Source organism: Pseudomonas graminis (assembly GCF_004364335.1).
Lineage (GTDB): Bacteria > Pseudomonadota > Gammaproteobacteria > Pseudomonadales > Pseudomonadaceae > Aquipseudomonas > Aquipseudomonas graminis_D.
Genome location: NZ_SOCR01000005.1, coordinates 181,407 through 206,504, shown reverse-complemented (window position 1 = coordinate 206,504; position 25,098 = coordinate 181,407). Strand labels below are relative to the sequence as shown.

Below are 25,098 nucleotides of genomic sequence, written 5' to 3'. Positions count from 1 at the left end.
GGATAGTCATTGCTCCGGCCTGCGGCCCCGTGCATGTTCTACGGCATGTGTATGAATCGAAGGAGTGAGATGAATCATGACCAGGACTGGAATGCGCTCTGTACATCCCGGGGAAATTCTCAAAGAAGAGTTCCTCGAACCCTTGGGCCTTGCCTCAGCAGCGCTGGCTCGGGCGCTGGGCGTCTCAACACCCACCGTCAACGATATCGTCCTGCAACGCAGGGGCGTCAGCGCCGACATGGCGCTACGCTTGGCGGCGTGTTTCGAAACCACCCCGGAGTTCTGGCTGAACTTGCAACTCACCTACGACCTGCGCAAAGCAGAGATCGAGCGAGGTGACGCGATCAAAGCTCAGGTTCAGCGCATTGCGCACTGCGCCTGAGCAACATCAGCATTCAGCGCTCAACTCTGTGGCTCAGCCCCTGGCACTTTCGGTTGCGTGGCCAACTGCGCTTCCATCTCCGCCATCTTCGCTTCCAGTGCCTCAAGACGGGCGCGGGTGCGGGCGAGGACGATCATCTGGCTGTCGAATTCTTCCCGGCTGACCAAGTCCAGCTTGCTGAAGCCGCTCTGCAGCAGCGCCTTGAACTGGGTTTCGAATTCGCTGCGGGGAACCGGGGTTTCGCCATTGAACAGGCGGGAGGCGTGGCCGCTCAGGGCGTCGAGAAAGGCTTTGGGGGCGAGCATGATGAAACTCCAGAATCAGAGGGCGCGAGTGTAGCACGCAGCTTTCGGCCCTCCGCCGCACGCAATGCTCTGCACGCTTTTTGCGCATGGCTTCGGGCACGGGCGCACCGTTGTTGTGCGGTGATGGCAATCGACGACTACGCTGAAGCGTGAATTCACGGTCGAAGTGCCGAAATTCACGCTGATCGATGAAATGGCAAGCTTTCTGCTTAGTGGCTTGTAACCCATGCACTGATGCAGTCGCTGTGACGAATGCAGTGCGGCAGGCGGAGCGGGGAATGTTTCGTCAGAAGCGGTTTTCTGGGGTTGGTCAGGTCTGTTACGGACACGACGCGTTACAAAGCCAGACACTGCGCTTAGACTTGAGTCGGGTTTGTTTTCCTGGGGCAAGTCCACCAATTCGGGAGAAAGTTTCATGAAGCTAGTCACTGCCATCATCAAGCCGTTCAAGCTGGACGACGTACGCGAGTCGCTGTCCGAAATCGGCGTGCAGGGCATCACGGTTACTGAAGTCAAAGGCTTCGGACGTCAGAAAGGCCACACCGAGCTGTATCGCGGTGCGGAGTATGTAGTCGACTTCCTCCCCAAGGTGAAGATCGATGTTGCGATCGACGACAAGGATCTGGACCGCGTTATCGAAGCGATAACCAAAGCGGCCAACACCGGCAAGATCGGTGACGGAAAGATCTTCGTGGTCAATCTGGAACAGGCTATCCGCATCCGTACCGGCGAAACCGATACCGACGCAATCTAAGCCGCCAAACCCCAACGCCCCAGGAGAAAACAATATGACTCTGCGTCAATTCGCAGGGCTAGGAGCCCTGTTGTCCCTCGTAACCCCTGGCTTGGCCATGGCGGCAGACGAAGTGGCAGCCCCCGTACTCAATTCCGGCGACACCGCCTGGATGCTCACCTCCACCGCGCTGGTGCTGTTCATGACCATCCCCGGTCTGGCGCTGTTCTACGGCGGCATGGTCCGCTCGAAAAACATTCTTTCCGTGATGATGCAGTGCTTCGCCATTACCGGCCTGATCAGCATCCTGTGGGTCGTCTACGGCTACAGCATGGCGTTCGATACCACCGGTATGGAAGTCAACGTCGTCAACTTCAACTCCTTCGTCGGCGGTCTTTCGAAGGCGTTCCTGGCAGGCATCACCCCTGCGAGCATTACCGGTCCTGCGGCACTGTTCCCGGAAGCCGTTTTCGTGACCTTCCAGATGACTTTCGCCATCATCACCCCGGCCCTGATTGTCGGCGCCTTCGCAGAACGCATGAAGTTCTCCGCGATGCTGATCTTCATGGGGATATGGTTCACTCTGGTTTATGCGCCGATTGCGCACATGGTCTGGAGCGGCGTCGGTGGTCTGTTGTGGGACTGGGGCGTTCTCGACTTCGCGGGCGGCACCGTTGTCCACATCAACGCCGGTGTGGCTGGCCTGGTAGCGTGCCTGGTACTGGGCAAGCGCAAAGGTTTCCCGACCACCCCGATGGCTCCGCACAATCTGGGTTACACCCTGGTCGGCGCGGCCATGCTCTGGGTGGGCTGGTTCGGTTTCAACGCAGGTTCTGCGGCTGCGGCCAACGGCACCGCGGGTATGGCCATGCTGGTCACCCAGATCGCTACCGCTGCCGCAGCACTGGGCTGGATGTTCGCCGAATGGCTGACCCACGGTAAGCCAAGCGCTCTGGGCATCGCCTCGGGTGTGGTTGCCGGTCTGGTTGCCGTCACTCCGGCCGCTGGTACTGTCGGCCCAATGGGCGGCCTGATCATCGGTCTGGCGGCAGGCGTGGTCTGCTTCTTCTGCGCCACCAGCCTGAAACGCAAGCTGGGCTACGACGACTCCCTGGATGCTTTCGGCGTTCACGGTATCGGCGGTATCCTTGGCGCGATCCTGACCGGCGTGTTTGCAGCCCCTTCGCTGGGCGGCTTCGGCACCGTGACCGACATCGCGGCACAAGTCTGGATTCAATGCAAAGGCGTCGGCTTCACGGTCATCTACACCGCGATCGTGACCTTCATCATCCTCAAGGTGCTCGACATGGTCATGGGCCTGCGTGTCACCGAGGAAGAAGAGGCAGTCGGCCTGGATCTGGCGCAACACAACGAACGTGGCTACAACTTGTAATCCACGCGTGAAAAAATGCCCGGGTCTCCGGGCATTTTTTTGTCTGACGTTTGTCGATAGGGATGTCCGCACAGCGGGCGGGCGTTCCCGGCAGGAACATCCGCTGCAATGTTCGGCCTAACCTGACGATTCTCGATGCTTGAGAGGGCATAAATGCCCTTGTTCAGCGCTCCTGAAAGTCGTCGCTCATTACGCACTTTGTTTTTTTTTCCAGCGCGTTAGAATGCGCGCCGAAGGGCGGAGAACGGTATGTGGCAACAGACCTTGATCACGCTGCGGGCAAGGCCTCGTGGTTTCCATGTGGTGACTGACGAGATTGTTGCGGGCGTTCGTGAATTACGCGAATGCCGCATTGGCCTGCTGCATGTCTGGTTGCAACACACTTCGGCCTCGTTGACTGTCAACGAGAACGCCGACCCGGCGGTACGTCGTGATTTCGAGCGTTTCTTCAACCGTCTGGTGCCCCAGGGGCGAGACGGCTATGAGCATGACGACGAAGGGCCCGATGATCTGCCGGCGCACTTCAAAGCCAGTCTGCTTGGCTGCCAGCTTACATTGCCGGTTACAAATGGACGGCTGGCGTTGGGCACATGGCAAGGTATTTATCTGGGCGAGCACCGCGATGCAGGTGGTGCCCGTAAAGTCCTCGTCACGCTTCAGGGTGACGAACACGACCGCTGAAAGTACACGGTAGTTGAATTTTTTCCGGCTGTTCAAGAAATCAAGCCCGGCTGGGCTATAACTAATCTGCTTTCGCAAGTCATGAGGTAGAACATGAGCGACGACGACATCGAAGAAGGTCTGGAAGACGAGCTGGAAGACGAGGAGGGCGGCGAGGGGCTTGCTGCGGCGTCCGATGAAGATGTAGTGGAGGTCGACGACAGCGCTGAAGTCTCTGCGACTCCGGCCAAAGGCAAGGCCAAGGCTGCCGTCTCGGTCGACGAATTGCCCAGCGTGGAAGCCAAGAATAAAGAGCGTGATGCTCTGGCTCGCGCGATGGAAGAGTTCCTGGCTCGCGGGGGCAAGGTCGTGGAAGTGGAGGCCAACGTGGTCGCCGATCCGCCCAAGAAGCCCGACAACAAGTACGGCAGCCGTCCCATCTAAGGGACCTGCTGCGCGCTTGATGAAAAACCCGCTGTCGCTGCGGGTTTTTTATTGCCTGCGATTCGGGTCGTTTAGTTGTCAGGTACTGGCGTCGGGCAATGCTGCAGGAGCGGGCTTGCCCGCGAATCGCGATGTGCCTGATATAAATGTGTAGCTGACCTACCGCAGTTCGCGGGCAAGCGCGCTCCTACAAAAAGCGGCGTGCACGAAGCGGGACTTATTGATCAGCCCCAGCGCGTCAGCACCTCGGGCAATTGCGTCAGGCTGTTGATTACGGCATCCGGCGCTCTTTCAGCTTCCCATACCTTGCCGCCGGGGTTGTACCAGATAGCCCGCATGCCCGCCTGTTGAGCGCCGGCGATGTCGTCACCCGGATGATCACCGACATGCACGGCCTGGCTGGCATCGGCATTGCCCCGCTTCAGCGCTTCGACGAAAGGCGCAGGGTCGGGTTTGCCGATGCCCAGGTCTTCGGCGCACAGCGCGAAGGCGAAATAGTCGGCCAGGCCGAGGCGGCGGACGTCGGCATTGCCGTTGGTCACGACACCCAGCGTGTAAGACTTGGTCAGGATCTCCAGCGTCGGAACCACTTCAGGAAAGATGTCCAACTGGTGTCGCCCCTGAAGGAACACTTCAAAGCTTTGATCCGCCAGCTCATGGGCTTGGGCATGACCATACCCGGCATCCTCAAGAGCGTGAAAAAGCACCGTGCGGCGCAACGAACTGATCCGGTGCTTGAACGTCGGATCCTCTTCGATGAGTCGCGAGCGGATTTCCCACAGGTGCTCGACTGGAACCGCCCCGAGTTTTGGTGCGTTGGCAGCCAGCCACTCACGCAACTTGGCTTCAGCACTGACAATGGCCGGTGCGGTTTCCCACAGCGTGTCGTCCAGATCGAAGGTGATCAGCTTAATGCTCATTATCGACGTTACCTTTGCGCTTGGCCCGTGGATGGGCGCTGTCATACACCGTGGCCAGATGCTGGAAATCCAGATGGGTGTAGATCTGAGTGGTGGCGATATCGGCGTGGCCCAGCAGCTCCTGCACGGCGCGCAGGTCCTGGGACGACTCCAGCAAGTGACTGGCGAAAGAATGACGAAGCATGTGCGGGTGCAGGTTCTGGCCCAACTCGCGTTCGCCGGCGGCCTTGACCCGCAGTTGGATCGAGCGCGGCCCCAGACGGCGACCTTGCTGGCTGACGAACACTGCATCGTCCTGCGGATTGGCCAGCGCCCGTTGCTTGAGCCATTCCTCCAGCGCTTCCCGGGCCTTTCGGCCGACCGGTAAAACGCGGCTTTTGCTGCCTTTGCCGAGGACCTGCACGAGACCTTCCGCCAGATCCAGGTCTGCACAGTTCAGCCCGGTCAGCTCGGACAGCCGCAGGCCTGAGGAATAGAACAGCTCGAGGATGGCCTGATCGCGCCGGGCCAGAAAATCGTCTTCGACCCCGCCTTCAAGCAGTTGCAGGGCGCGGTCGGCATCGAGAGTTTTCGGCAGGCGACGCTCGCCCTTGGGCGGTGACAGGCCATTGGCCGGATCGTGATCGCAGAAGCCTTCGCGGTTGAGGTAGTGATAAAAGCCGCGAACGGCTGACAGCAGTCTGGCCAGGCTGCGCGAGGATTGGCCCTGCTGATGAAGGCGAGCGACCAGGCTGCGCATGGCCTGAATATCCAGCGCCTTCCACGTGTCGATGTGCTGCTTTTCGCAGAACGCCAGGACTTTATTCAGGTCGCGGCGATAGGCTTCAAGCGTATGGCTCGACACTTGGCGCTCACTGCGCAGGTGCGTGCAGTACGCGTCCAGTTGCCGCTCCATGACTAGTGAACCGAACGCAGCGAATGGGTGAAGCGTGGCAGCAGGCGGCTAAGCACATCGGCGATGTAACTGAGAAACAGCGTACCGACCGAGCTTTTGTAATGCTGCGGATCCCGGCTGCCGATCGCCAGAACGCCGTGCAGGCCCTGATGGGTGAGGGCGGCCAGGGCCGTTGAGCCGACTTCCTTGGCTTGCTCGCTGCCGAACAGAAACTCGAGTTCATGCTCACGCAGTGCGCCGCACAGGGTCTTGCCGCCGGACATCAGCCCGCCAATGGCTTTCTGCGCGTCGGCGGCGCTCACCCAGCGGCCGACGGTCATTGGGTTGTCGCTGAACAGGATAAGGCTGACGAAGGGCACCTGAAACTCCTGGCGCAGGCTGTCTTCCACGCAGATGACGATCTCTTCCAGACTGGTCGCGTCCATCAGATCGAGAATCAGCCTGCGGGTTTTTTCGAACAGCCGGTCGTTGTCTCGGGCCACGTCCATCAGTTGAGAGAGCCGGTGACGCATCTCGATGTTGCGCTCGCGCAGCAGTTTGAGCTGGCGCTCGACCAGCGAGACGGTGTCGCCTCGTTGGTGCGGCACGCGCATCATCGCCAGCAATTCGTCGTGCTCGGCGAAGAAATCAGGGTGTTGTTGCAGCCAGGCCGCAACCGCCTCGGCTTCAAGGGCAGGCACTGCGTCCTCGGCAGGGGACTGGCCGGGCGTGTCGTTTGAAGTCTGAGGCTGGTCGGTCATTGGATACTCTCACTCATAGACGTACTTGGCCTTCGTAAACCCGGACAGCCGGGCCAGTCATCACCACCGAATGGCCGGGGCCGGCCCACTCGATGGACAGGCGTCCGCCCGGCAGGTCGATCAGCATTGGCGAATCCATCCAGCCCTGAGTAATGGCTGCAACCGCTGCTGCGCAGGCACCCGTGCCGCAGGCCTGGGTTTCCCCGGCGCCTCGCTCCCATACCCGCAATTGCGCGCGCTGGCGATCGACGACGTGGAGGAATCCAACGTTTACCCGGGCCGGGAAGCGCGGATGGTTCTCGATCTTCGGCCCCAGCACATGCACGGGCGCATTGTTGATGTCGTAGACGCGCAGCACGGCGTGGGGATTGCCCATGGACACGGCGGCAAGCTCGACGGTCTCGCCATCGACATCAAGCGAATAACTGGCGGCCTGCTCCGGCGCATCGAACGGGATGTCCGCCGGCAGCAGACGCGGCGCGCCCATATCAACGCTGATCTGGCCGTCGTTGCGGATGTCCAGCTCGATGATGCCGCTCTTGGTCTCGACGCGGATCTGCTTCTTGGCGGTCAGCCGCTTGTCCAGCACGAAACGGGCGAAGCAGCGCGCACCATTGCCACATTGCTCCACTTCGGAGCCGTCGGAATTGAAAATCCGGTAGCGGAAGTCCACGTCCGGATTGTTCGGCGCCTCGACCAGTAGCAGCTGATCGAAACCGATACCGGTATGGCGATCACCCCATTGCTTGGCGTGCTTGGGCAAAATGTGCGCGTGTTGGCTCACAAGGTCCAGCACCATGAAATCATTGCCCAGGCCATGCATCTTGGTAAAACGCAGCAGCATGGGATTACTCCGGCAGCAGGCTTTCGCCGGCAAACAACTCAGTCACAGTTTCACGGCGACGCACTTCGAAGGCTTGCTCGCCATCCACAAGCACCTCCGCCGTACGCCCGCGGGTGTTGTAGTTGGAGCTCATCACGAAGCCATAGGCGCCGGCAGAATGCACCGCCAGCAGGTCGCCTTCAGCCAGTGCGAGTTCGCGCTCCTTGGCCAGGAAATCCCCGGTTTCACAGATCGGGCCGACGATGTCGTAGGTGCGTTTGGCGCCGTCGCGAGGTTCGACCGCTGTCACGTCCATCCACGCCTGATACAGCGCCGGACGAATCAGGTCGTTCATGGCGGCGTCGACGATGGCGAAATCTTTGTGCTCGGTGTGCTTGAGATACTCGACGCGGGTCAGCAGCACGCCGGCATTGGCGACGATGAAGCGGCCGGGCTCGAACATCAGCGCCAGATCGCGGCCATCGAGGCGTTCACGCACAGCCTTGATGTAATCGCCCGCGAGTGGTGGCTCCTCGTCGCGATAACGCACGCCCAGACCGCCGCCCAGGTCGATATGCTTTAGCAGAATGCCGCAATCGCCCAGGCGATCGACCAGATCGAGCAAGCGATCCAGTGCATCAACGAAAGGTGAAAGGGTGGTCAGCTGGGAACCGATGTGGCAATCGACGCCGATGACGTCGAGATTCGGCAACTGCGCGGCTCGGATGTAAACGTCTTCGGCGTCCGCGATAGCGATGCCGAATTTGTTTTCCTTGAGGCCGGTGGAGATGTAGGGGTGAGTGCCGGCGTCGACGTCCGGGTTGACGCGCAACGACACCGGAGCGCGCACGCCCATTTCGGCGGCGACGACTTGCAGACGTTCGAGTTCGTCGGTGGATTCGACGTTGAAGCAATGCACGCCGACTTCCAGCGCACGACGCATGTCATCGCGCGTCTTGCCGACGCCGGAGAAGACAATCTTGTCGGACTGACCGCCCGCCGCCAGTACACGCTCCAGTTCGCCGCGGGAAACGATGTCGAAACCCGCGCCCAGACGTGCCAGGACATTGAGAACGCCCAGGTTTGAGTTGGCTTTTACGGCGAAGCAAACCAGGTGCGGCATGCCACTCAGGGCATCAGCGTAGGCGCGGTACTGCGCCTCGATATGCGCGCGGGAATAGACGTATGTCGGCGTGCCGAAGCGTTCGGCGATGGCAGACAACGCCACTCCTTCCGCGAACAGCTCACCGTCGCGGTAGTTGAAGGCGTCCATGACTGATTCCTAGTAGGTCGAAGTCTGATGCTTGTGCGAGTGCGACTTGGTCTGGCTGGAGCCGTCGGCGGACGAGTCGTCGTCGGGCAGATACAGTGGACCTTTCTGACCGCAGGCAGAGACCAGACACGCAACTGCAAGCAGTGCGGCCAGGGAGGAAATCAGGCGCTTCATGGCGAAATCCTTTGTATAAGCATTAATTGCGCCCGAGTATACCGACCACCCGACAGATTGCCTATGCGCTGGAGTTCCCGTCCGGCGGGGGTTTGACGCCGCTGCGCAATTAGACTGCGCGGCGCGCGCGGATTTCTGACGCAGCCTGCGGTGGGGCGAGACGCTTGCTGCCTTCCCGGACAAAGCCGCTCCCACAATTACACTTGGGCGGGTAGGCTTTGCATTTGCCGGGGAGCGACCGTATCGTGCGTCGCTGCGCCATCCGCCGACACTTTTGAGGTTCATGCAATGAGTTTGACCGAAGCCCGTTTTCACGATCTGGTCGATGCCACCCAGGAAAAGCTGCAGGACATCTTCGACGAGAGCGGTCTGGACCTGGACCTTGAGAGCTCGGCCGGTGTGCTGACCGTGAAGTTCGAAAACGGCTCGCAGTTCATTTTCAGCCGTCAGGAGCCGTTGCGTCAGCTGTGGCTGGCGGCCGCTTCCGGTGGTTTTCACTTTGATTACGACGAAGAAGCGAAGCACTGGATCTGCGACAAGAGCGAAGAGCTGTTGAGCGAGATGCTCTATCGTCTGGCGAAGGAGCAGGCGGGCGAAGAAATCGACTTCGACGCCCTCGACGGCAGCGATGGCAACCGCCAGTGACCGTTAGCGCAACCCCGGTCAAACCGCCAAAGCCCCTGTTCAGCAACGTCAGCCCGGCTGTGCCGTCGCCCTGCATCAGCATCTGCCGGCTCGACGAGGACAAAGTCTGCACGGGCTGCCAGCGCCACGTCGAAGACATCCGCGAGTGGCGGGCGGCGACCGACGAGCGCCGCCGCGAGATCGTGCGGCAGGCGGATCAGCGTCGCAGTGCGACTTCCGGTCGCGTTTAGGTCACGGCCCCCCTTTGCAACGTTGAATCTGTAGGAGCCGGCTTGCTGGCGAACCGGATTTGGCATTTACCCTTGCAGCGTCTGACTAAACGCCTTCGCCAGCAAGCCGGCTCCCACAAAGGCCGGTCGCTGTCGCGATGCCGGGCCTGATGTCTGGCCGCCACTGGCATCACACCTCATCCATCGCGGCATTCAGTGATTGTTCCAGCCGGGCTTTGTAGCGCAGGACCAGGATGGTTTGCCCGCGCGTATCCCCCAGTATCCCGGACAGGTCCAGGTCGGTGATGTAGCAGCGGTAACGTTGCGGCTCGCGGCGCTGCTCGAGAATCCGTCGGGCCACGACGCTGAACAGCTGATCGCCATACTCCAGCTCGGAAAACTCCATCCCGTCGCAGTACAGCGTCACGCTGACCTGGCCGGGGGACGCCTCCTCGATAATCGCCTGCACGTCAAAAAACGATTTGTCGTTGAGCATCGCCGGGGTCGGACGATGCTCAACGCGGCGCGCTCGCCCTGATCCATCAGGGGTTATGCGGTAATACAAAGCCTCCAGCGACGTTGATTCCAGCGGGTTATCCAGGGGCAGCAACGTCACGCGGCGGTACATCAACGAATGAAAAAAGCGTTGAATTGGCACCAGCAGGCTGGATTCAGTGTGATAAGGCACCTGCTGATGCCATAGCGCATTGCGCTCATCGAGCACGTACAGGTCAGCATTCGGCTCGTTGATCCGGTAAAACACCTGAATGCACTCGGGCTGGCCGTACGGGATGAACAGAGACAAGTCCGAGTCGTCCAGTGCCTGGGGGTCCAGATGAATCGGGCTGTAGGCTGAGAGCTCTTCTCCCAGGTAGTCGTACAGCGCCGGCAAATGCTCCAGCACCACATGACTGACCTGACCGGGGATCATTTCCAGGACGTGATACCACTGCTCGACCTGGATGAGATAGCGATGATTCAGGCGCCGGTCCAGCAGCAGTTGCGCCGTGCCGATGAGCTCCTCCACGCGCTGGGCGATGGCCTGCGCGCGGTTGTGGCAAAAGCAGCGCACGCGGATGACAGGCCTTGCGGACTTTTCCGGCAGGCCGTTGAACAATTCTGTCAGGCATTCCAGCAGGGCATGGGGGCCGTCGAAGCGATTGACCAGCACCTCGTTCCAGCTGTTCAGGGTGATCTGATCGAAGGTCAGCACCAGATTTTCGCGCACACCAGCGTAGCTCAGCGAGTCGGTTCGCTCGGTGGTCATGAGGATGTTCAGGTCTTTGTGATGTCGGAGTGGATCGACGCCGACGTTGACCAGCAGCAGAATTTCGCGGGGTACGCTCGGGCTCAACAGGACGTCTTCATCGACCATTGCGAGCGGTAGCGCAATGCTCTGCTGCAACGCGCCTTGCAGGTTGAACAGCTCGAACTCGGTCAGATCGCTGATGCCGGGGTGCAGCGCAAGCCGCGTGCTGCTGTCGATGACGTTGTTGCGATGGCACCACGCGAGCAGTTCCAGTAACTCGCGACTGCGCTTGATCGGCGCAAACGTCTCCAGCTCATGGGCACTCAGACTGCCATTGTAGAGACACCACTGATACCTGCCGGGCTCGCGCTTGTTCGGCCGCTGCGCCAGCGTCAGCGTGTCTTCCGCCAGATCCGGCGCGATGCCCGGGTTGAGAAATTCCACCTTGCCGGCTTTGCGTTCGAAGGCTGCGTACAGACGCCGCCCGAGCACATTCATGTCGCGCTTGGTGATCGAGTTGACCGCTTTTTGCGCGCGAGCGAACTGGGTCAAAAAGCGGTAACTGAAGTTGAGCTCGCCAACCAGTGCGCGGCGCTCACTGGCGACCTGACGCACTTTCCATTGGCAACGGCTGTCGAGCAGCGCCAGTTGACGCTCGTCCCAGTTCCACTCATTGACCAATCGCTCCAGCAACAGGCGCTGCCAGCCGTTGCTGCGGTGGCGAGTGGCACCCGTGAGTTTCTTGTTCACCTTCAGGTACAAACTGCGGCGTACCAGCTCAAGCCGTTCGGGCTCACCCCGCGCCAGCAGGTATTCCTCGATGCGCCGGTACACCATCACGTACGGGTCCAGCTCGTCGAGGTCGGCGCGATTGGCGAACACGGCTTTCTTGAAGCGCATGCTCAGGCATTGCACCTGCGGGTGCTCGCTGGCATAGACCTCGGTGAGCAGCAGCTTGAGCACCGATTTGTAGGGCGATTCGATGCCCTTGAACAGTTGCCACAGCCCGGCGCCAATGAATTCGCCCGGCGGGATGTGCGACATGTTGCCGAGGTCCAGCACTTCGTCAGCGCGAATAAAGCGTTTCGACAGCAGGGTATGGGTGTATTCCGCGTAGCGCGTTTCCTCATAGACTGGCACCAGCCACCACATCGGGGTGCGACCGGCCAGCCAGATGGCGGTGCGATAAAACTCGTCGAGCAGCAAATAATGCTGCGTCGTGCCGCAGTCCTCGCCGCTCAGTTGCGCGTCGCGCTCGCCGACGACAAAACGCTCCGGATCAACGAGAAAGAAGTGCGCTTCGGCGCCCATGCTTGCGGCCCAGCTTTCGAGGGATTGGCACTTCCTGCGCAGCTCCTGAATTTCGTCTGCCGACAGCAGCGGGTCGTGGCAGATCCACACGTCCATGTCGCTCTGGTCGGCCTGGGCGAGGGTGCCAAGGCTGCCCATCAGGAAAATGCCGTGAATCGGCTGCGGTGGATTCACCCGGCGTGGTTTGTAGGAGAACGACCGCGTCAGGCGTTGCGCTTCAGCGAGGGCATGGGCGTCTGGCTCGTAATGGGAAACGCCAGCGGGGGTCGAGCCCGACACATAGCCCGGCAACAAAGGATGATTGACGTGGAAAAACAGCGGAAGCAGCGAAAGCACGCTTTGCTGGCGCGTCGACAGGCCTTCGTACGCGCGCGCCAGTCGACTCTCGCTCAGGGCCAGGAAGCGGCTGCGTAACTGGGCGAGGACCTTGCGATCAATGCCCTCATCCAGATCCGGGCGAATTTCGAAACTACGCGTCATCGCGACTCGAAGCCGGCGGGCGGCACTGCATGAAGTGGAGGTGTAGCGATAATCAAGACAGCTGGGCGTAGACCTGTACGGCTCGGCTGCGCGTCTTTTTTATGGCGCCATTATTTTATCGGCGCAGCATCGTCGAAATGGAGGATTCGCGAAACCTTTATTTGATGCGTCCAGGCAAAGGTTTCGCGAGGACGAAATCAGGCAGCTTCCTGGCTGGTGGCAAGAATGATCAGCAGCGATTGAGCGTGGTCGGCGGCATCCAGCCCCAGGCTGGTCAAGTAGCCTCCGTCCCTTTGCGTGGTAAGGCCTTTGTCGAAGAGTCGTTGGGCGGCAGCGACGGCAGTGGGTGCCGCAGTGTGGTGGTGAACCTTCAGACCCTCTTTGGTGTTGCTCAGATTGAACAGCGACAGGATTTCCAGCTCGGCAACCAATTCAGGGGTAAACGACATAGGTGCTCCAGACTTTTTCCAGTGGATACACCGCGATCAGAATCGCAGGCGTGACGGCCCCATCGCCATACGGCAGCGAGGCTGTTGGAGTGTAGTCAGATCTGGGGATTTTGCAGGAAGTATCTGGCCGGTCGTCAGGTCGGTTGAGCGACCGGCATTTGTGGCGGATTTTACTCGTCTTCCGCCAGTCGCACGCCGGGCGGCATGTCGGGCAGTGCACGCAGGGCCGCTTCGTACCAGACGGTATTGAACGGACGATCTTCAGCCAGGATGCCGTCGATCTCCAGCGCCAGAATGTGGGCCATCATCTGCAGAATCTCTTCGCGCTCGATGCCCACCAGGGTCAGCTTGTTGAACGTGGCTTTGGCCGCCGGAGGGTTGTCGCTCTCGATCTGATTTTCGATGGCTTCAATCAGCGTTGCTTCAGCAAACTCTTCGTCGTCGTTTTCGATGTTGTCGCTCATGTCGTTCTCGATGTCCTGCCAATTGAATGGAATCGCCCGCGCTGGGCGACCCCGTTTATGGGTTTAGCGGGCGGCGAGCAAATGCTGGCCACGCACGACCGCTGCCTTGACCTGCTCCGGCGCCGTGCCGCCGATGTGGTTGCGGGCGTTGACCGAACCTTCGAGCGTCAGCACCGCGAAGACATCCTGTTCGATCTGGTCGCTGAACTGACGCAGCTCGTCCAGCGTCATCTCGGCCAAATCTTTGCCCGTCTCAACGCCATGCTTCACCGCGTGGCCGACGATTTCGTGGCAATCACGGAACGGCAGGCCGCGGCGGACCAGATAGTCAGCGAGGTCGGTGGCGGTGGAGAAACCACGCAGCGCCGCCTCGCGCATCATGGCGTGCTTGGGCTTGATCGCCGGGATCATGTCGGCAAAGGCCCGCAGCGAATCGCGCAAGGTGTCGGCAGCGTCGAACAGCGGCTCCTTGTCTTCCTGATTGTCTTTGTTGTAGGCCAGCGGCTGGCCCTTCATCAAGGTCAACAGGCCCATCAATGCGCCAAACACGCGGCCGCTCTTGCCACGGACCAGCTCGGGCACATCAGGGTTTTTCTTTTGCGGCATGATCGAGCTGCCGGTGCAGAAGCGATCAGGCAGGTCGATGAACTGAAATTGCGCGCTGGTCCACAGCACCAGCTCCTCGGAGAAGCGCGACAGGTGCATCATCGCGATGCTCGCGGCGGAGCAGAATTCGATGGCGAAGTCGCGATCGGAGACGCTGTCCAGCGAGTTGCCGCCGACCGCTTCGAAACCCAGCAGTTGGCAGGTCAGCTCGCGGTCGATCGGGTAGGTAGTGCCGGCCAGCGCGGCGCTGCCCAAGGGCATGCGGTTGGTGCGCTTGCGGCAATCGACCAGACGCTCGTAATCACGGCTGAGCATTTCGAACCACGCCAACATGTGGTGGCCAAAGGTCACCGGTTGCGCGGTCTGCAGGTGAGTGAAGCCCGGCATGATAGTCTCGGCTTCTCGCTCGGCCAGCCCCAGCAGGCCTTCTTGCAGGCGGGTGATTTCAGCCAGAATCAGGTCGATTTCATCACGCAGCCAAAGACGGATGTCGGTGGCGACCTGATCGTTGCGGCTGCGTCCGGTGTGCAATTTTTTACCGGTGACGCCGATGCGATCGGTCAGGCGCGCTTCGATGTTCATGTGCACGTCTTCGAGGTCCACGCGCCAGTCGAACGTGCCGGCTTCGATCTCGCCCTGAATGCTCTTCAGCCCGTCGATGATGGTGTCGCGCTCGGCGTCGGTGAGCACGCCGACCTTGGCCAGCATCGTGGCGTGGGCGACGGAGCCCATGATGTCATGGCGATAAAGGCGCTGATCGAAGGTGACGGAGGCGGTGAAGCGTGCGACGAAGGCGTCGACGGGTTCACTGAAGCGGCCGCCCCAGGACTGGTTGGTCTTGTCGGTGCTCATGATTCGCTCGCTGCTGTGCTGGTTGCTGAAACTGATGAAAAACCGGCGCCGGCCGATTCTAAAGACGCGGGCGATGATAACAGCATTGCCGTTTATTTATCCCCGGCGGCTTGCCCGCACGGGTATGAGCGGAGAGACTGGCGGCCATGCAAAACGAGCGCAAACAACCGGGGCAGAGCAGTGCGCCCGGCAAAGAGTTCTTCCTCCCGGAACTGTGCCTGCCCCAGGCCTTGTTGATACTGGTCGTGCTGGCGGAGTTGCTGGTCTTCGTGCTTGTGCTCATCGAACCCATGCGACCCGATTTCGACTGGGTGCGGCTGGCGCTAATTTCTCTTTTTGTGCAGTGGATTGTGCTGCTGTCCGCCGCGCTGCTGTGCGGCTTGCGCCCCTGGCTGGCGCGCCTGCGAGCTGGCGTGGCCGGCTGCATCGGTTGCCTGCTGGTGGTGGCAGTGACGCTGGTGTGCACCGCCGTGACTGACTACTACCAGGTGAATCCCCCGACATCGTTCGACGGCGTCGTCGAGCGGTACCTGCGCTACGCACTGATCGCCGTGATCATGTCCGCGCTGATGCTGCGCTATTTTTACCTGCAGAGTCAGTGGCGCAAACAGCAGCAGGCCGAGCTCCATGCACGGATCGAGTCCCTGCAGGCGCGCATCCGTCCGCACTTTCTGTTCAACACGCTCAACAGCATCGCCAGTCTGGTCACCAGCGATCCGGTCAAGGCGGAGCAGGCAGTGCTGGATCTGTCTGACCTGTTCCGGGCCAGTCTAGGCAAGCCCGGCAGCCTGACGACATGGCGCGAAGAGCTTGAATTGGCGAAACGCTATTTATCGATTGAGCAATATCGACTTGGCGAGCGTCTACAGTTGGACTGGGCAGTAAGTGCAATTCCCGACGACTTGCCAATTCCCCAGCTAACCTTGCAGCCATTATTGGAAAACGCGTTGATTTACGGCATCGCGCCCCGTGTTGAAGGCGGCGTGGTCAGAGTTGAGGCGGACTACGAACGGGGAGTATTTATATTGCGCGTCAGTAATCCTTACGATGAGGTCGTCTTACGGCAAAATCCAGGCGGCACTCAGCAAGCCCTGGCAAACATCGGCGCTCGACTCACGGCACTTTTCGGCCCTCTCGCCAGTCTGAGCGTGGAGCGCCGAGACGGTCGTCACTTCACCTGTCTACGCTATCCTTGTGCGAGACTCACGCAGGAAGCCAGAGCAATATGAATGTCCTGATCGTTGATGACGAACCACTAGCCCGAGACCGCCTGAGCCGTATGGTAAGTGAGCTCGAGGGTTACAAGGTTCTGGAACCCAGCGCCACAAATGGCGAAGAAGCGTTGCAGCTGATTGAAAATTTGAAACCCGACGTGGTGTTGCTGGATATCCGCATGCCTGGCCTGGACGGACTTCAGGTCGCGGCCAAGCTGTGCGAGCGCGACACCCCGCCTGCCGTCGTGTTCTGCACGGCCCATGATGAGTTTGCGCTCGAAGCCTTCCAGGTCAGTGCCGTGGGTTATCTGGTCAAACCGGTTCGTTCGGAGCACTTGCTCGAGGCGTTGCGCAAGGCTGAGCGGCCTAATCGTGTGCAATTGGCGGCGATGACCCGGCCTGCGGCAGAAAGCGGCACCGGCCCGCGCAGCCACATCAGCGCACGTACCCGCAAGGGCATTGAGCTGATCCCGCTCGCCGAGGTGATTTATTTCATCGCTGACCACAAGTACGTGACCCTGCGCCACGAAGGCGGCGAAGTGTTGCTGGATGAACCGCTTAAAGCCTTGGAAGACGAATTCGGCGACCGGTTTGTACGTATACACCGAAATGCACTGGTCGCCCGGGAACGTATTGAACGCCTGCAGCGCACCCCGCTGGGCCATTTCCAGTTGTTCCTGAAAGGGCTCAACGGCGATGCGTTGATCGTCAGCCGCCGGCATGTTGCCGGTGTACGCAAGATGATGCAGCAGTTGTAAAGCGATGGCGGTGAGGGGCATGCCGTGATGCGGGCGACACGCCGTCGCATGGCGTACGCAGGTTGATTGAGATCATGATGCGCGCAGATTGAATACAGTCATTCGGCCCGATATGGCCGAGCTGTTATTATCCGCCGCATTCACTCAGTACGGACCGGTTCATGTCTTCTCGCGAAATCCGCATCGCCACCCGCAAAAGCGCCCTGGCCCTTTGGCAAGCCGAGTACGTCAAGGCGCGTCTGGAACAGGCGCATCCCGGCCTGATTGTGACGCTGGTGCCGATGGTTAGCCGCGGCGACAAACTTCTGGACTCGCCGCTGTCGAAAATCGGTGGCAAGGGCCTGTTCGTCAAGGAGCTGGAAACCGCGCTGCTTGAGAACAACGCCGATATCGCCGTCCACTCAATGAAAGACGTGCCGATGGACTTCCCCCAGGGGCTCGGGCTGTTCTGCATCTGCGAACGCGAAGACCCACGCGACGCCTTTGTTTCCAATACCTACGCCAGTCTCGATGAGTTGCCCGCCGGCGCCGTGGTGGGGACGTCGAGTCTGCGCCGGCAGGCTCAATTGCTGGCGCGTCGGCCTGATCTGAAAATTCAGTTCTTGCGGGGCAACGTCAACACACGCCTCGCCAAGCTGGACGCGGGTGAGTACGACGCGATCATCCTTGCCGCCGCCGGCCTGATCCGTCTGGGTTTCGAAGACCGCATCACCGCCCCCATCAGTATCGACCACAGCTTGCCCGCAGGCGGGCAGGGCGCGGTAGGCATTGAATGTCGTAGCGTCGACATCGAACTACATGCCTTGCTGGCCCCATTGCACCATGACGACACTGCCGTGCGCGTCACTGCCGAGCGCGCCCTGAACAAACACCTCAACGGGGGCTGCCAGGTGCCGATCGCCTGCTACGCCGTGCTGGAAGGCGAACAACTCTGGCTGCGCGGTCTGGTGGGCGATCCCTCCGGTACCGTGCTGCTGCACGCCGAAGCACGCGCGCCACAGGTGGATGCCCAGACTCTGGGCGTACAAGTGGCCGAAGCGCTGTTGGCTCAGGGTGCGGCGAAGATTCTAAAGGCCGTATACGGCGAGGCGGACGGCGAGTGAAAGCCTGGCGCCTGTTGCTGACGCGTCCCGCCGAGGAATCGCAGGCCCTCGCGCAGACCCTGGCTGAGGTCGGCGTGTACAGCGCCAGCCTTCCGTTGCTGGAGATCGAGCCTCTGCCGGTTTCGGAACCCAACCGCTCGATCATCTACGACCTCGCGGCGTACTGCGCCGTCATCGTCGTCAGCAAACCGGCTGCGCGCCTTGGGCTGGCGATGCTCGATGAAGTCTGGCCGCAGCCGCCGATGCAGAAGTGGTTCACCGTCGGCGCTGCAACCGCGCAGATCCTCGATGACTATGGCCTGCACGTGTTCTTCCCCGAGCACGGCGATGACAGCGAAGCATTGCTCGACCTGCCACAGTTTCAACAGGCCCTCTCGGGCTACGATCCCAAAGTGCTGATCATGCGTGGCGAAGACGGGCGCGAGCTGCTGGCCGAGCGGTTGCGGGAGCGTGGTGTGGTGGTGAATTACCTGCCGTTGTATCGTCGCCACCTGCCGCAGTACCCGGCTTTCGCGCTGCCCGACACGGTGAGAGCGGAACGCTTGAATGGGCTGGTGGTCAGCAGTGGACAGGGTTTCGAGCATCTGCGTGAGTTGGCGGGCGACGCCTGGCCTACTCTTGCGCAGATGCCTTTGTTTGTACCAAGCCCCCGAGTCGCCGAAATGGCGCGTGTCGCCGGGGTTCTTAACGTAGTGGATTGCCGTGGCGCCAGCGCCCCGGCCTTGCTGGCAGCATTGCGCGAACACCCCGCGCCTGCCTCACAGGCGTAATGGTCGATCAGTCGGATTACGCGACGCCCAACATGCAAAGGATGGATACGTGAGCGAAACAGTCTTGCCAAAAGATGACGTTGAACCGGTACTGGCCAGATCCGAGCCGCTACCGGATCCAGCGTACAAAGAACCGTCGAAACGCCAAAGCAGCAACGGGCTCGCCATACTGGCGCTGTTGCTGGGCGCTGCGGGCGTTGCCGTTGGCGGCTGGAGCGTTTGGCAACTGCGCGCCATGCAGGCCGGTCATCAGGAGCAGTCGGGTCAGTTACAGGACATTGGCTCTCAGACTCAAGCCCTCAAGCAGAGCGAGCAGCAAATCGCCGCACGTCTGGCGCAACTGCCACCGGCCCAAGAACTGGAAGACCGCCGTCGCCTCGTCACGCAGCTACAGGGTGATCAGCAGCGCCTGAGCCAGCGTGTAGAGACGGTACTCGGTGCCAGTCGTAAGGACTGGCGTCTGGCCGAGGCCGAGCATTTGCTGCGCCTGGCGAGCCTGAGGCTGTCTGCGCTGCAAGACATCAACAGCGCTGCAGCGCTGGTGCAGGGCGCTGACGAGATCCTGCGCGAGCAGGATGACCCCGGCGCGTTCGCGGCCCGCGAGCAATTGGCCAAGAGCCTGACCGCGCTGCGCAGTGTCGATCAACCGGATCGCACCGGATTGTTCCTGCAACTGGCGGCGGTGCGTGATCAAGTCGCGCAGTTGAATGAGCTGGCGCCGGAATATGTCGACAAGGGCGATTCGCTGTTCGGTTTGACCGATGGCAGCGAGGACGGCTATTGGGCTAAGTGGTGGGACAAGATCTCCCAGTTCGTGCGTATCGATTTCCACGCCGACAAAAACATTCGGCCATTGCTGGCAGGTCAGGGCCTGACCCAGGTTCGTCTGGCGTTGAGCCTGGCGATCGAGCAGGCGCAATGGGCAGCGCTCAACGGCCAGGCGCCGGTTTACGAAAAAGCCATGGCTGAAGCGCGAAGCGTTCTGGACGACAATTTCAATCGCGATAACCAGCAGAGCAAAGCGCTCGGCCAGCGTCTGGATGAGCTGGGCAAACAGCCTGTTTCCGTTGCGACCCCTGATTTGACACAAAGTCTGGCGGCGGTTCAGGCGTATCTCGAACAGCGTCATACGCCTGTGGGCGGTGCGCTGGAGAAACGCACTGACGAGGCGCAGCCTGGGAAACAACCATGAAGCGCGCTTACGTCGTCCTCTTCGTACTGGTGGTGGCCGCGGCACTGATCGGTGTCGCGATCTCCCGCCATGCGGGTTACGTGCTTATTTCCTACGACACTTTCCGCTACGAATCGAGTATCTGGGCCGCACTCGCATTGCTCGTCGCCGTCCTGCTCATTCTGTGGCTGGTGCGGGTGGTCATTACGTTGCTGACGACCTCTGGCGGGGTGGTCAATCCCTGGTCGCGCCGCAACCGCAGCCGTCGTGTGCAGAACGCGATTGAGCAAGGGCAGCTGGACCTCGCCGAAGGACGCTGGGCCAGTGCGCAACGCAACTTGCATCGCGCCGCCGAGGCTGAACGTCAGCCACTGCTGTACTACCTCGGCGCGGCCCGGGCAGCGAGCGAGCAGGGCCGTTATGAGGAAAGCGACAATCTCCTCGAACGCGCGCTGGAGCGTCAGCCTAATGCCGAGCTGGCCATTGCGCTGAGCCACGCGCAATTGCAGGTGGACCGCGGTGATCTCGACGCGGCGCTGGTTACATTGCAGGCCATGCAAGAACGTCATCCGCATAACCCTCAGGTGTTGCGCCAGTTGCAGCGTCTGTACCGAGCGCGCGGCGAGTGGGCTGAATTGATTCGCCTGATGCCTGAGCTGCGCAAGGACAAGGTGCTCCCTGCGCAAGAGCTGGCTGAACTGGAGAGCCGCGCCTGGGGCGAGAATCTCTCGTTGGCTGCCCATCGTGAATCCGGCAGCGATAGCGTCGCCACGGGCCTGCCGTCGCTGGAGAGCGCCTGGCAGCAATTGACCTCGGCTCAGCGCCAGGAGCCCGCGCTGGTATTGGCGTACGCCGAACAACTGCGGCGTCTGGGCGCAGATGTGCAGGCCGAGGAAGTCCTGCGCACGGCCATGAAGCGCGACTACAACACCCACCTTGCGCGGTTGTATGGACTGGTGCGCGGCGCCGATCCTGCCAAACAGTTGCAGACTGCCGAAAGTTGGCTGAAAAGTCATACCGATGACCCAGGCTTGTTGTTGACCCTGGGTCGTCTGTGTTTGCAAAGCAGCTTGTGGGGTAAGGCGCGTGATTATCTTGAGTCGAGCTTGAGGTTGCAGCGCAACCCGGAAGCATGTGCGGAGCTGGCTCGTCTGCTTGCGCAACTGGGCGAGACAGATCGCAGCAATCAACTGTTTCAGGAAGGCCTGGGTCTGCTGGATGAGCGTTTGCTCGCGCGTCCGTTGCCAGCGCTGACACGCGTTTAGACTGAAGCCATACGTCAACGTGAAGAGGCCCGCCAGCGGGCCTCTTCCGTGTCTGATTCGCTGATTTGTGTAGGAACTTTCTGTGCTTGGTGTGGCTTGTTGGGAGGATATTCGCACTACCGGTATAACGTCTTAAATACGGCGTCGGGTTTTACCTACATCAACAAAGAAATATCCTCCGTTGGGTGCCTTGAAAGCGACTCGCGCTTTCCTCTACCGTAGCCGCCTTCGTCTTTTGTTACGGATTTTCCATGCAGCTGGCTCGTACGCGCTCCTTGTTCTCTCTGGCGTTTCTGGCCTGCGCATCGATTGTGGGAGCGACGGTTTACCTCGGCCCTGTGGTTGATGCGGCGCCATGCCCGATGTGTCTGCTTCAGCGTGTGCTCATGGCGTTATCGGCGGGTGTGTGCCTGCTCGCGGCGCTGCACGCGCCGGGCAAATTCGGCTGGCGTATCTACGCGGGCTTTCTTTTACTGTTCTCCGCGTTGGGTGCGAGCGTCGCGGCACGTCAGGTCTGGTTGCAGGCTTCGCCGCCCGAGAACATGGCGGCGTGCATTGAAAACCTTCAGTACCTGATGGAAACGCAAACCTACGCGAAGATCATGGCGATGGTGCTGGCCGGAAGTGCAGGCTGCTCCGAGATCAACTGGTCGCTGTTCGGTATCAGCTTGCCGGAGTGGAGCCTGCTAGCATTTTCCGGCTTGTGCCTGTTCGCGTTGTACTACCTTTTTATCGAGTTTCGCCGGTTCAAATCAATGGATGTGGGAACTCCGGATTAAACACTTGTATGAACTTTGTGTCCTGCGTACCTTGATGGGCTAGTCATGCGGGCATAATCTGGGCCGCACGCATCATCGGATCAATGCTGCTGTTGACGCTTATCCGGCCGGATCCGGCATATTTCGGACCGATCGGAAAGCGCCTGAAGCAGCATGCCCCTGAAGGGAAGAGAGAACATCATGCTGGAAAGTTGTCAGAACGCTCAGGAACGCTGGGGTGGGGTCCACAAGCTGATTGACCGCTGGTTGCTGGAGCGCAACGAGCTGATCAAGGCTTACGACGCTCTGGGTGCAGAGCCGGGATCGTTCTCTGAGAAGCGCGCGCCCCTGCAGGACTTCTGCGGCACGTTGGTCGATTACGTGTCGGCCGGCCATTTCGAAATCTACGAGCAACTTACCAGCGAAGCCAAGGCGTTCAACGATCAGCGCGGCCTCGAGCTGGCTGACACGATCTATCCTCGTATCGACGTGATCACCGAGAAGCTGCTGGCGTTCAACGATCTCTGTGATGAAGGCAAGTGCGTCACCGAGAAATTCAAGGAACTGGGCGGCTTGCTGCACGAGCGCTTTGAACTGGAAGACTGCCTGATCGAAGTGCTGCACAACGCGCACAAGGAACAGGTTGAGGAAGAGGTCTGAGAAGGCCGCTGATGTAAGAAAGGGTGCCCTGGGCACCCTTTTTTTATGGTCTTTGGCGGCGAGCCTCGGCCACTGCCGGCTTTACTGTGACACCCCGATCAGCTCGATTTCGAACACCAGTGGCGTGTACGGATCGATCAGATCGCCTGCGCCTTCTGCGCCATACGCTTGAGCGGAAGGGATGACCAGCCGCCATTTGGCACCCACCGGCATGTCGGCCAGAGCGGTGGTCCAGCCGGCGATGACGCTGTCCAGACGGAACCATTGTGGCTGCTGGCTCTGATCGAAGATCGTGCCGTCAGGCAGACGACCCACGTACTTCACTTGCACACGACCATTGATGTCGGGTTTGGGGCCATTGCCAGGCGTCAGCTCGGTCATCAGGATGCCGTCCGCGAGCTGGCGAACGCCCGGTTTGGCCTTCTCGGCGTCCATGAACTTGCGCTCGTCCTTCAGCGCCGCTTCAGTCTGCGGCTCGGTCTGGCCGGAGTTTTCAGCCTGGGCGAGGGCAGCATCGTGGTCGCTGAGAATCTGCTCCATGCGTTCCTGCTTGATCGCCAGCGGCTTGCCTTGATACGCCGACTGCAGGCCTTCAAGCAGCGCGGGCAACTGCAGATCGGGGGCTTCCTGCCGCAGGTGCTCGCCCAGGCTTGCGCCAAGGCTATAGGAAAGATCGTGGGTGTTGTCGGACGCCGGAGCATCGGTCGCGTGAGCAAGGGGTACCAAGAGGAACAACGACATAAACAGGTAGCGCGACATGAATGCTCTCCGGCCTGGGAAGTGAGCGATTATGCCAGCGCTGAAGCCCGAGCGTGACGGGTATTGCCGCGTTTTTCGGCGTCTTGCAACAGCGCGGGGATTGTAGTGTCAAGATGCCCTAGCGGCGGTGCGGGCGGAGGTCTAGTATGGCCGCACTCAAATCAGCCAGGAGGTAAGTCATGTCGGCCACCAAGAAGCCAGTAAACACTCCGTTGCATTTGCTTCAACAGCTTTCGGGCAGCCTGCTCGAACATCTCGAAAACGCCTGTTCTCAAGCATTGGCTGACGCTGAAAAACTGCTCGCCAAGCTCGAGAAACAACGTGGCAAGGCGCAGGAGAAACTGCACAAGTCGCGCACCAAATTGCAAGACGCTGCCGCCGCCGGTAAAGCCAAGGCTCAAGGCAAGGCCAAAGACAGTGTGGCCGAACTCGAGTCGTTGCTCGACGCGTTGAAAGATCGTCAGACCGAAACCCGCAGCTACATCCTCAACCTCAAGCGTGATGCTCAGGAAAGCCTGAAGCTGGCCCAAGGCATTGGCCGCGTGAAGGAAGCCGTTGGCAAAGCGCTGAACGATCGCGCTGCAAAAGCTCCGGTTCAGGCTGCTGCCAAGCCTGTGGCGGCAAAATCACCTGCGAAAGCGCCTGCAAAACCTGCGGCCAAAGCGGCGCCGGTAAAGCCTGCTGCTAAAACTGCAGTCAAAGCCGTTGCTGAAAAAACCGTCGCCAAAGTGACTGCGAAAACCGTGGCCGCCAAGCCTGCTGCGAGCAAGGCACCTGCTGCCAAGCCAGTCGCCAGCGCTGCGAGCAAGCCAGCCGCTAAAACCGCGGTCGCCGCGAAATCGGCCGCCAAGCCCGCCGCCAGAACCACCGCTGCCAAACCGGCTGCCGTGAAAGCCGCTGCCCCTGCTCCGGCTAAAGCGCCTGCTGCAAAACCAGCTGCCAAGCCTGCTGTGAGCAAAGTAGCAGCCAAGCCTGCCGCCGCCAAAGCGAGCCCGGTTGCCAAGCCAGCAGCCTCCAAGCCTGCTGCCTCGAAGCCAGTCGCAGCGAAGACTGCGGCAAAACCGGCTGCCAAGCCAGCGTCAGCAGCGCCTGCTGCTTCCCCTGCGCCAGCCGCTCCGGCCGCGCCAGCTGCTGATTCGACCTCGAACAGCGCGTCCTAAGCGATGTCGGTCCCGGCGCGAAGCAGAATCTGCAACGCGTCGGGACTGGCTTGATCAGCACCTCCCGCCAGCGCTTGCAGCCACACACCGGTAGGTTGAGCGTCTCGCTCAGGCCAGTCTCTGGTCAGCCGTTGCAACCGCACCAGCAGCTCACGTTCGGCATCAAGCTCCAGAATTTTCAGCCTGTCCCGTAAAGCCGTGAGTTCTTCGTCTTCTGTCGCGTCGGCCTTCCAGCGTGTCCGAACATCCCTCAATGGTCCCACCACCTTCTCGTGCCACGGGTCGGCCAATTGTCCGATTTGTCGCGCCCGTTCCGGGTCGAACTGCACGCCGCGGCGGTCCATCCAGACACCGCACAGCAGCGCGCAGACATTGGCGCCATTGGCTTGCAGGTTGAGGCACGCCTGCTCGACGCCTGGGCGTGCATAGAAATCGAGGGTGAAACTCCATAGGTCCGAAAGCATCGCCATCTA

The 25,098-nt window shown here is 60.6% G+C and carries 29 protein-coding genes; 16 read left to right on the top strand and 13 right to left on the bottom strand.

The annotated features are described in order from the left end of the window. Nucleotides 1-76: 76 nt before the first annotated feature. Entirely contained in the window at nucleotides 77-382 is a 306-nt protein-coding gene (locus tag EC919_RS10880) for a HigA family addiction module antitoxin (RefSeq protein WP_133773814.1), read from the top strand. Between the two features lie 20 nt (nucleotides 383-402). On the opposite strand, the gene EC919_RS10875 is transcribed toward EC919_RS10880, so the two are convergent. After that, nucleotides 403-687: an accessory factor UbiK family protein gene (locus EC919_RS10875; RefSeq protein ID WP_133773812.1), complete on the bottom strand. Its 285-nt coding sequence runs from the start codon at nucleotides 685-687 to the stop codon at nucleotides 403-405. 415 nt (nucleotides 688-1,102) lie between these two features. Here EC919_RS10875 and glnK point away from each other — a divergent pair, with 415 nt between their 5' ends. From glnK to EC919_RS10855, 4 genes are all read left to right on the top strand, one after another. Further along, the gene (glnK, locus tag EC919_RS10870; protein ID WP_002555808.1) at nucleotides 1,103-1,441 is read left to right on the top strand and encodes a P-II family nitrogen regulator; all 339 of its coding nucleotides are present in this window, start codon (nucleotides 1,103-1,105) and stop codon (nucleotides 1,439-1,441) included. Between the two features lie 34 nt (nucleotides 1,442-1,475). Further along, complete coding sequence (locus EC919_RS10865; protein WP_133773810.1) at nucleotides 1,476-2,813, top strand: ammonium transporter; 1,338 nt, start codon at nucleotides 1,476-1,478, stop codon at nucleotides 2,811-2,813. Nucleotides 2,814-3,062: 249 nt separating this feature from the next. Beyond that, entirely contained in the window at nucleotides 3,063-3,494 is a 432-nt protein-coding gene (locus EC919_RS10860) for a secondary thiamine-phosphate synthase enzyme YjbQ (protein ID WP_133773808.1), read from the top strand. 93 nt (nucleotides 3,495-3,587) lie between these two features. Beyond that, nucleotides 3,588-3,917 carry a hypothetical protein gene (locus EC919_RS10855; RefSeq protein ID WP_122534138.1) on the top strand — a complete coding sequence of 110 codons (330 nt, stop codon included), beginning with the start codon at nucleotides 3,588-3,590 and terminating at the stop codon, nucleotides 3,915-3,917. A 224-nt stretch (nucleotides 3,918-4,141) separates the two neighbouring features. On the opposite strand, the gene EC919_RS10850 is transcribed toward EC919_RS10855, so the two are convergent. Genes EC919_RS10850 through lptM form a run of 6 tightly spaced genes read right to left on the bottom strand, consistent with a single transcriptional unit; the run spans nucleotide 4,142 to nucleotide 8,742 of the window. Next, on the bottom strand, nucleotides 4,142-4,837 hold the full coding sequence (locus EC919_RS10850) for an HAD family hydrolase (protein WP_133773806.1): 696 nt from the start codon (nucleotides 4,835-4,837) through the stop codon (nucleotides 4,142-4,144). After that, on the bottom strand, nucleotides 4,827-5,732 hold the full coding sequence (gene xerC, locus EC919_RS10845; RefSeq protein WP_133773804.1) for a tyrosine recombinase XerC: 906 nt from the start codon (nucleotides 5,730-5,732) through the stop codon (nucleotides 4,827-4,829). Before xerC ends, EC919_RS10850 begins: the two co-directional genes overlap by 11 nt. 2 nt (nucleotides 5,733-5,734) lie before the next feature. Continuing rightward, nucleotides 5,735-6,472 (bottom strand): DUF484 family protein, encoded by a 738-nt coding sequence (locus EC919_RS10840; protein ID WP_133773802.1) that lies wholly within the window; start codon nucleotides 6,470-6,472, stop codon nucleotides 5,735-5,737. Between the two features lie 13 nt (nucleotides 6,473-6,485). Beyond that, nucleotides 6,486-7,316, bottom strand: coding sequence for a diaminopimelate epimerase (dapF, locus tag EC919_RS10835; RefSeq protein WP_133773800.1), 831 nt, complete (start codon nucleotides 7,314-7,316; stop codon nucleotides 6,486-6,488). A gap of 4 nt (nucleotides 7,317-7,320) precedes the next feature. Continuing rightward, nucleotides 7,321-8,568: a diaminopimelate decarboxylase gene (gene lysA / locus EC919_RS10830; protein WP_133773798.1), complete on the bottom strand. Its 1,248-nt coding sequence runs from the start codon at nucleotides 8,566-8,568 to the stop codon at nucleotides 7,321-7,323. Between the two features lie 9 nt (nucleotides 8,569-8,577). Next, the gene (gene lptM, locus EC919_RS10825; protein WP_133773796.1) at nucleotides 8,578-8,742 is read right to left on the bottom strand and encodes an LPS translocon maturation chaperone LptM; all 165 of its coding nucleotides are present in this window, start codon (nucleotides 8,740-8,742) and stop codon (nucleotides 8,578-8,580) included. A 288-nt stretch (nucleotides 8,743-9,030) separates the two neighbouring features. On the opposite strand from lptM, the gene cyaY reads away from it, so the two are divergent. Together cyaY and EC919_RS10815 are read left to right on the top strand one after the other, a co-directional pair. Next, nucleotides 9,031-9,387: an iron donor protein CyaY gene (gene cyaY / locus EC919_RS10820; RefSeq protein WP_133773794.1), complete on the top strand. Its 357-nt coding sequence runs from the start codon at nucleotides 9,031-9,033 to the stop codon at nucleotides 9,385-9,387. Then, nucleotides 9,384-9,617, top strand: coding sequence for a DUF1289 domain-containing protein (locus EC919_RS10815; protein ID WP_133773793.1), 234 nt, complete (start codon nucleotides 9,384-9,386; stop codon nucleotides 9,615-9,617). Before cyaY ends, EC919_RS10815 begins: the two co-directional genes overlap by 4 nt. Before the next feature lie 169 nt (nucleotides 9,618-9,786). Here EC919_RS10815 and EC919_RS10810 read toward each other — a convergent pair whose 3' ends face one another. The 4 genes from EC919_RS10810 to argH form a co-directional block, all read right to left on the bottom strand. Then, complete coding sequence (locus EC919_RS10810) at nucleotides 9,787-12,636, bottom strand: class I adenylate cyclase (RefSeq protein WP_133773791.1); 2,850 nt, start codon at nucleotides 12,634-12,636, stop codon at nucleotides 9,787-9,789. 197 nt (nucleotides 12,637-12,833) lie between these two features. Continuing rightward, on the bottom strand, nucleotides 12,834-13,085 hold the full coding sequence (locus EC919_RS10805; protein ID WP_133773789.1) for a TIGR02647 family protein: 252 nt from the start codon (nucleotides 13,083-13,085) through the stop codon (nucleotides 12,834-12,836). Between the two features lie 170 nt (nucleotides 13,086-13,255). Beyond that, nucleotides 13,256-13,549: a hypothetical protein gene (locus EC919_RS10800; protein ID WP_133773787.1), complete on the bottom strand. Its 294-nt coding sequence runs from the start codon at nucleotides 13,547-13,549 to the stop codon at nucleotides 13,256-13,258. A gap of 63 nt (nucleotides 13,550-13,612) precedes the next feature. Beyond that, nucleotides 13,613-15,007, bottom strand: coding sequence for an argininosuccinate lyase (gene argH / locus EC919_RS10795; protein WP_133773785.1), 1,395 nt, complete (start codon nucleotides 15,005-15,007; stop codon nucleotides 13,613-13,615). A 146-nt stretch (nucleotides 15,008-15,153) separates the two neighbouring features. Here argH and EC919_RS10790 point away from each other — a divergent pair, with 146 nt between their 5' ends. From EC919_RS10790 to rsd, 8 genes are all read left to right on the top strand, one after another. Continuing rightward, the gene (locus EC919_RS10790) at nucleotides 15,154-16,236 is read left to right on the top strand and encodes a sensor histidine kinase (RefSeq protein WP_133773784.1); all 1,083 of its coding nucleotides are present in this window, start codon (nucleotides 15,154-15,156) and stop codon (nucleotides 16,234-16,236) included. After that, nucleotides 16,233-16,979, top strand: coding sequence for a LytR/AlgR family response regulator transcription factor (locus tag EC919_RS10785; RefSeq protein ID WP_133773782.1), 747 nt, complete (start codon nucleotides 16,233-16,235; stop codon nucleotides 16,977-16,979). The genes EC919_RS10790 and EC919_RS10785 overlap by 4 nt, the downstream gene beginning before the upstream one ends. Nucleotides 16,980-17,140: 161 nt before the next feature. Then, complete coding sequence (hemC, locus tag EC919_RS10780; RefSeq protein ID WP_133773780.1) at nucleotides 17,141-18,082, top strand: hydroxymethylbilane synthase; 942 nt, start codon at nucleotides 17,141-17,143, stop codon at nucleotides 18,080-18,082. Further along, on the top strand, nucleotides 18,079-18,852 hold the full coding sequence (locus tag EC919_RS10775) for a uroporphyrinogen-III synthase (protein WP_133773778.1): 774 nt from the start codon (nucleotides 18,079-18,081) through the stop codon (nucleotides 18,850-18,852). Before hemC ends, EC919_RS10775 begins: the two co-directional genes overlap by 4 nt. A 91-nt stretch (nucleotides 18,853-18,943) precedes the next feature. After that, a complete protein-coding gene (locus tag EC919_RS10770) occupies nucleotides 18,944-20,044 on the top strand; it encodes a uroporphyrinogen-III C-methyltransferase (protein ID WP_432213806.1) in 1,101 nt (366 codons plus the stop codon). Next, nucleotides 20,041-21,288 carry a heme biosynthesis HemY N-terminal domain-containing protein gene (locus tag EC919_RS10765; protein ID WP_133773774.1) on the top strand — a complete coding sequence of 416 codons (1,248 nt, stop codon included), beginning with the start codon at nucleotides 20,041-20,043 and terminating at the stop codon, nucleotides 21,286-21,288. The genes EC919_RS10770 and EC919_RS10765 overlap by 4 nt, the downstream gene beginning before the upstream one ends. A 251-nt stretch (nucleotides 21,289-21,539) precedes the next feature. Next, nucleotides 21,540-22,067: a disulfide bond formation protein B gene (locus EC919_RS10760; protein WP_133773773.1), complete on the top strand. Its 528-nt coding sequence runs from the start codon at nucleotides 21,540-21,542 to the stop codon at nucleotides 22,065-22,067. Between the two features lie 180 nt (nucleotides 22,068-22,247). Then, complete coding sequence (gene rsd / locus EC919_RS10755; RefSeq protein ID WP_133773771.1) at nucleotides 22,248-22,706, top strand: sigma D regulator; 459 nt, start codon at nucleotides 22,248-22,250, stop codon at nucleotides 22,704-22,706. Nucleotides 22,707-22,787: 81 nt separating this feature from the next. Here the strand turns inward: rsd and EC919_RS10750 are convergent, their stop codons facing one another. Then, nucleotides 22,788-23,465 (bottom strand): FKBP-type peptidyl-prolyl cis-trans isomerase, encoded by a 678-nt coding sequence (locus EC919_RS10750; protein ID WP_133773769.1) that lies wholly within the window; start codon nucleotides 23,463-23,465, stop codon nucleotides 22,788-22,790. 179 nt (nucleotides 23,466-23,644) lie between these two features. On the opposite strand from EC919_RS10750, the gene EC919_RS10745 reads away from it, so the two are divergent. Then, entirely contained in the window at nucleotides 23,645-24,625 is a 981-nt protein-coding gene (locus EC919_RS10745) for an AlgP family protein (protein WP_133773767.1), read from the top strand. Here the strand turns inward: EC919_RS10745 and EC919_RS10740 are convergent. Then, nucleotides 24,622-25,089: a TIGR02444 family protein gene (locus tag EC919_RS10740; protein WP_133773766.1), complete on the bottom strand. Its 468-nt coding sequence runs from the start codon at nucleotides 25,087-25,089 to the stop codon at nucleotides 24,622-24,624. The two genes, EC919_RS10745 and EC919_RS10740, sit on opposite strands and share 4 nt — an antisense overlap. Nucleotides 25,090-25,098 lie beyond the last annotated feature (9 nt).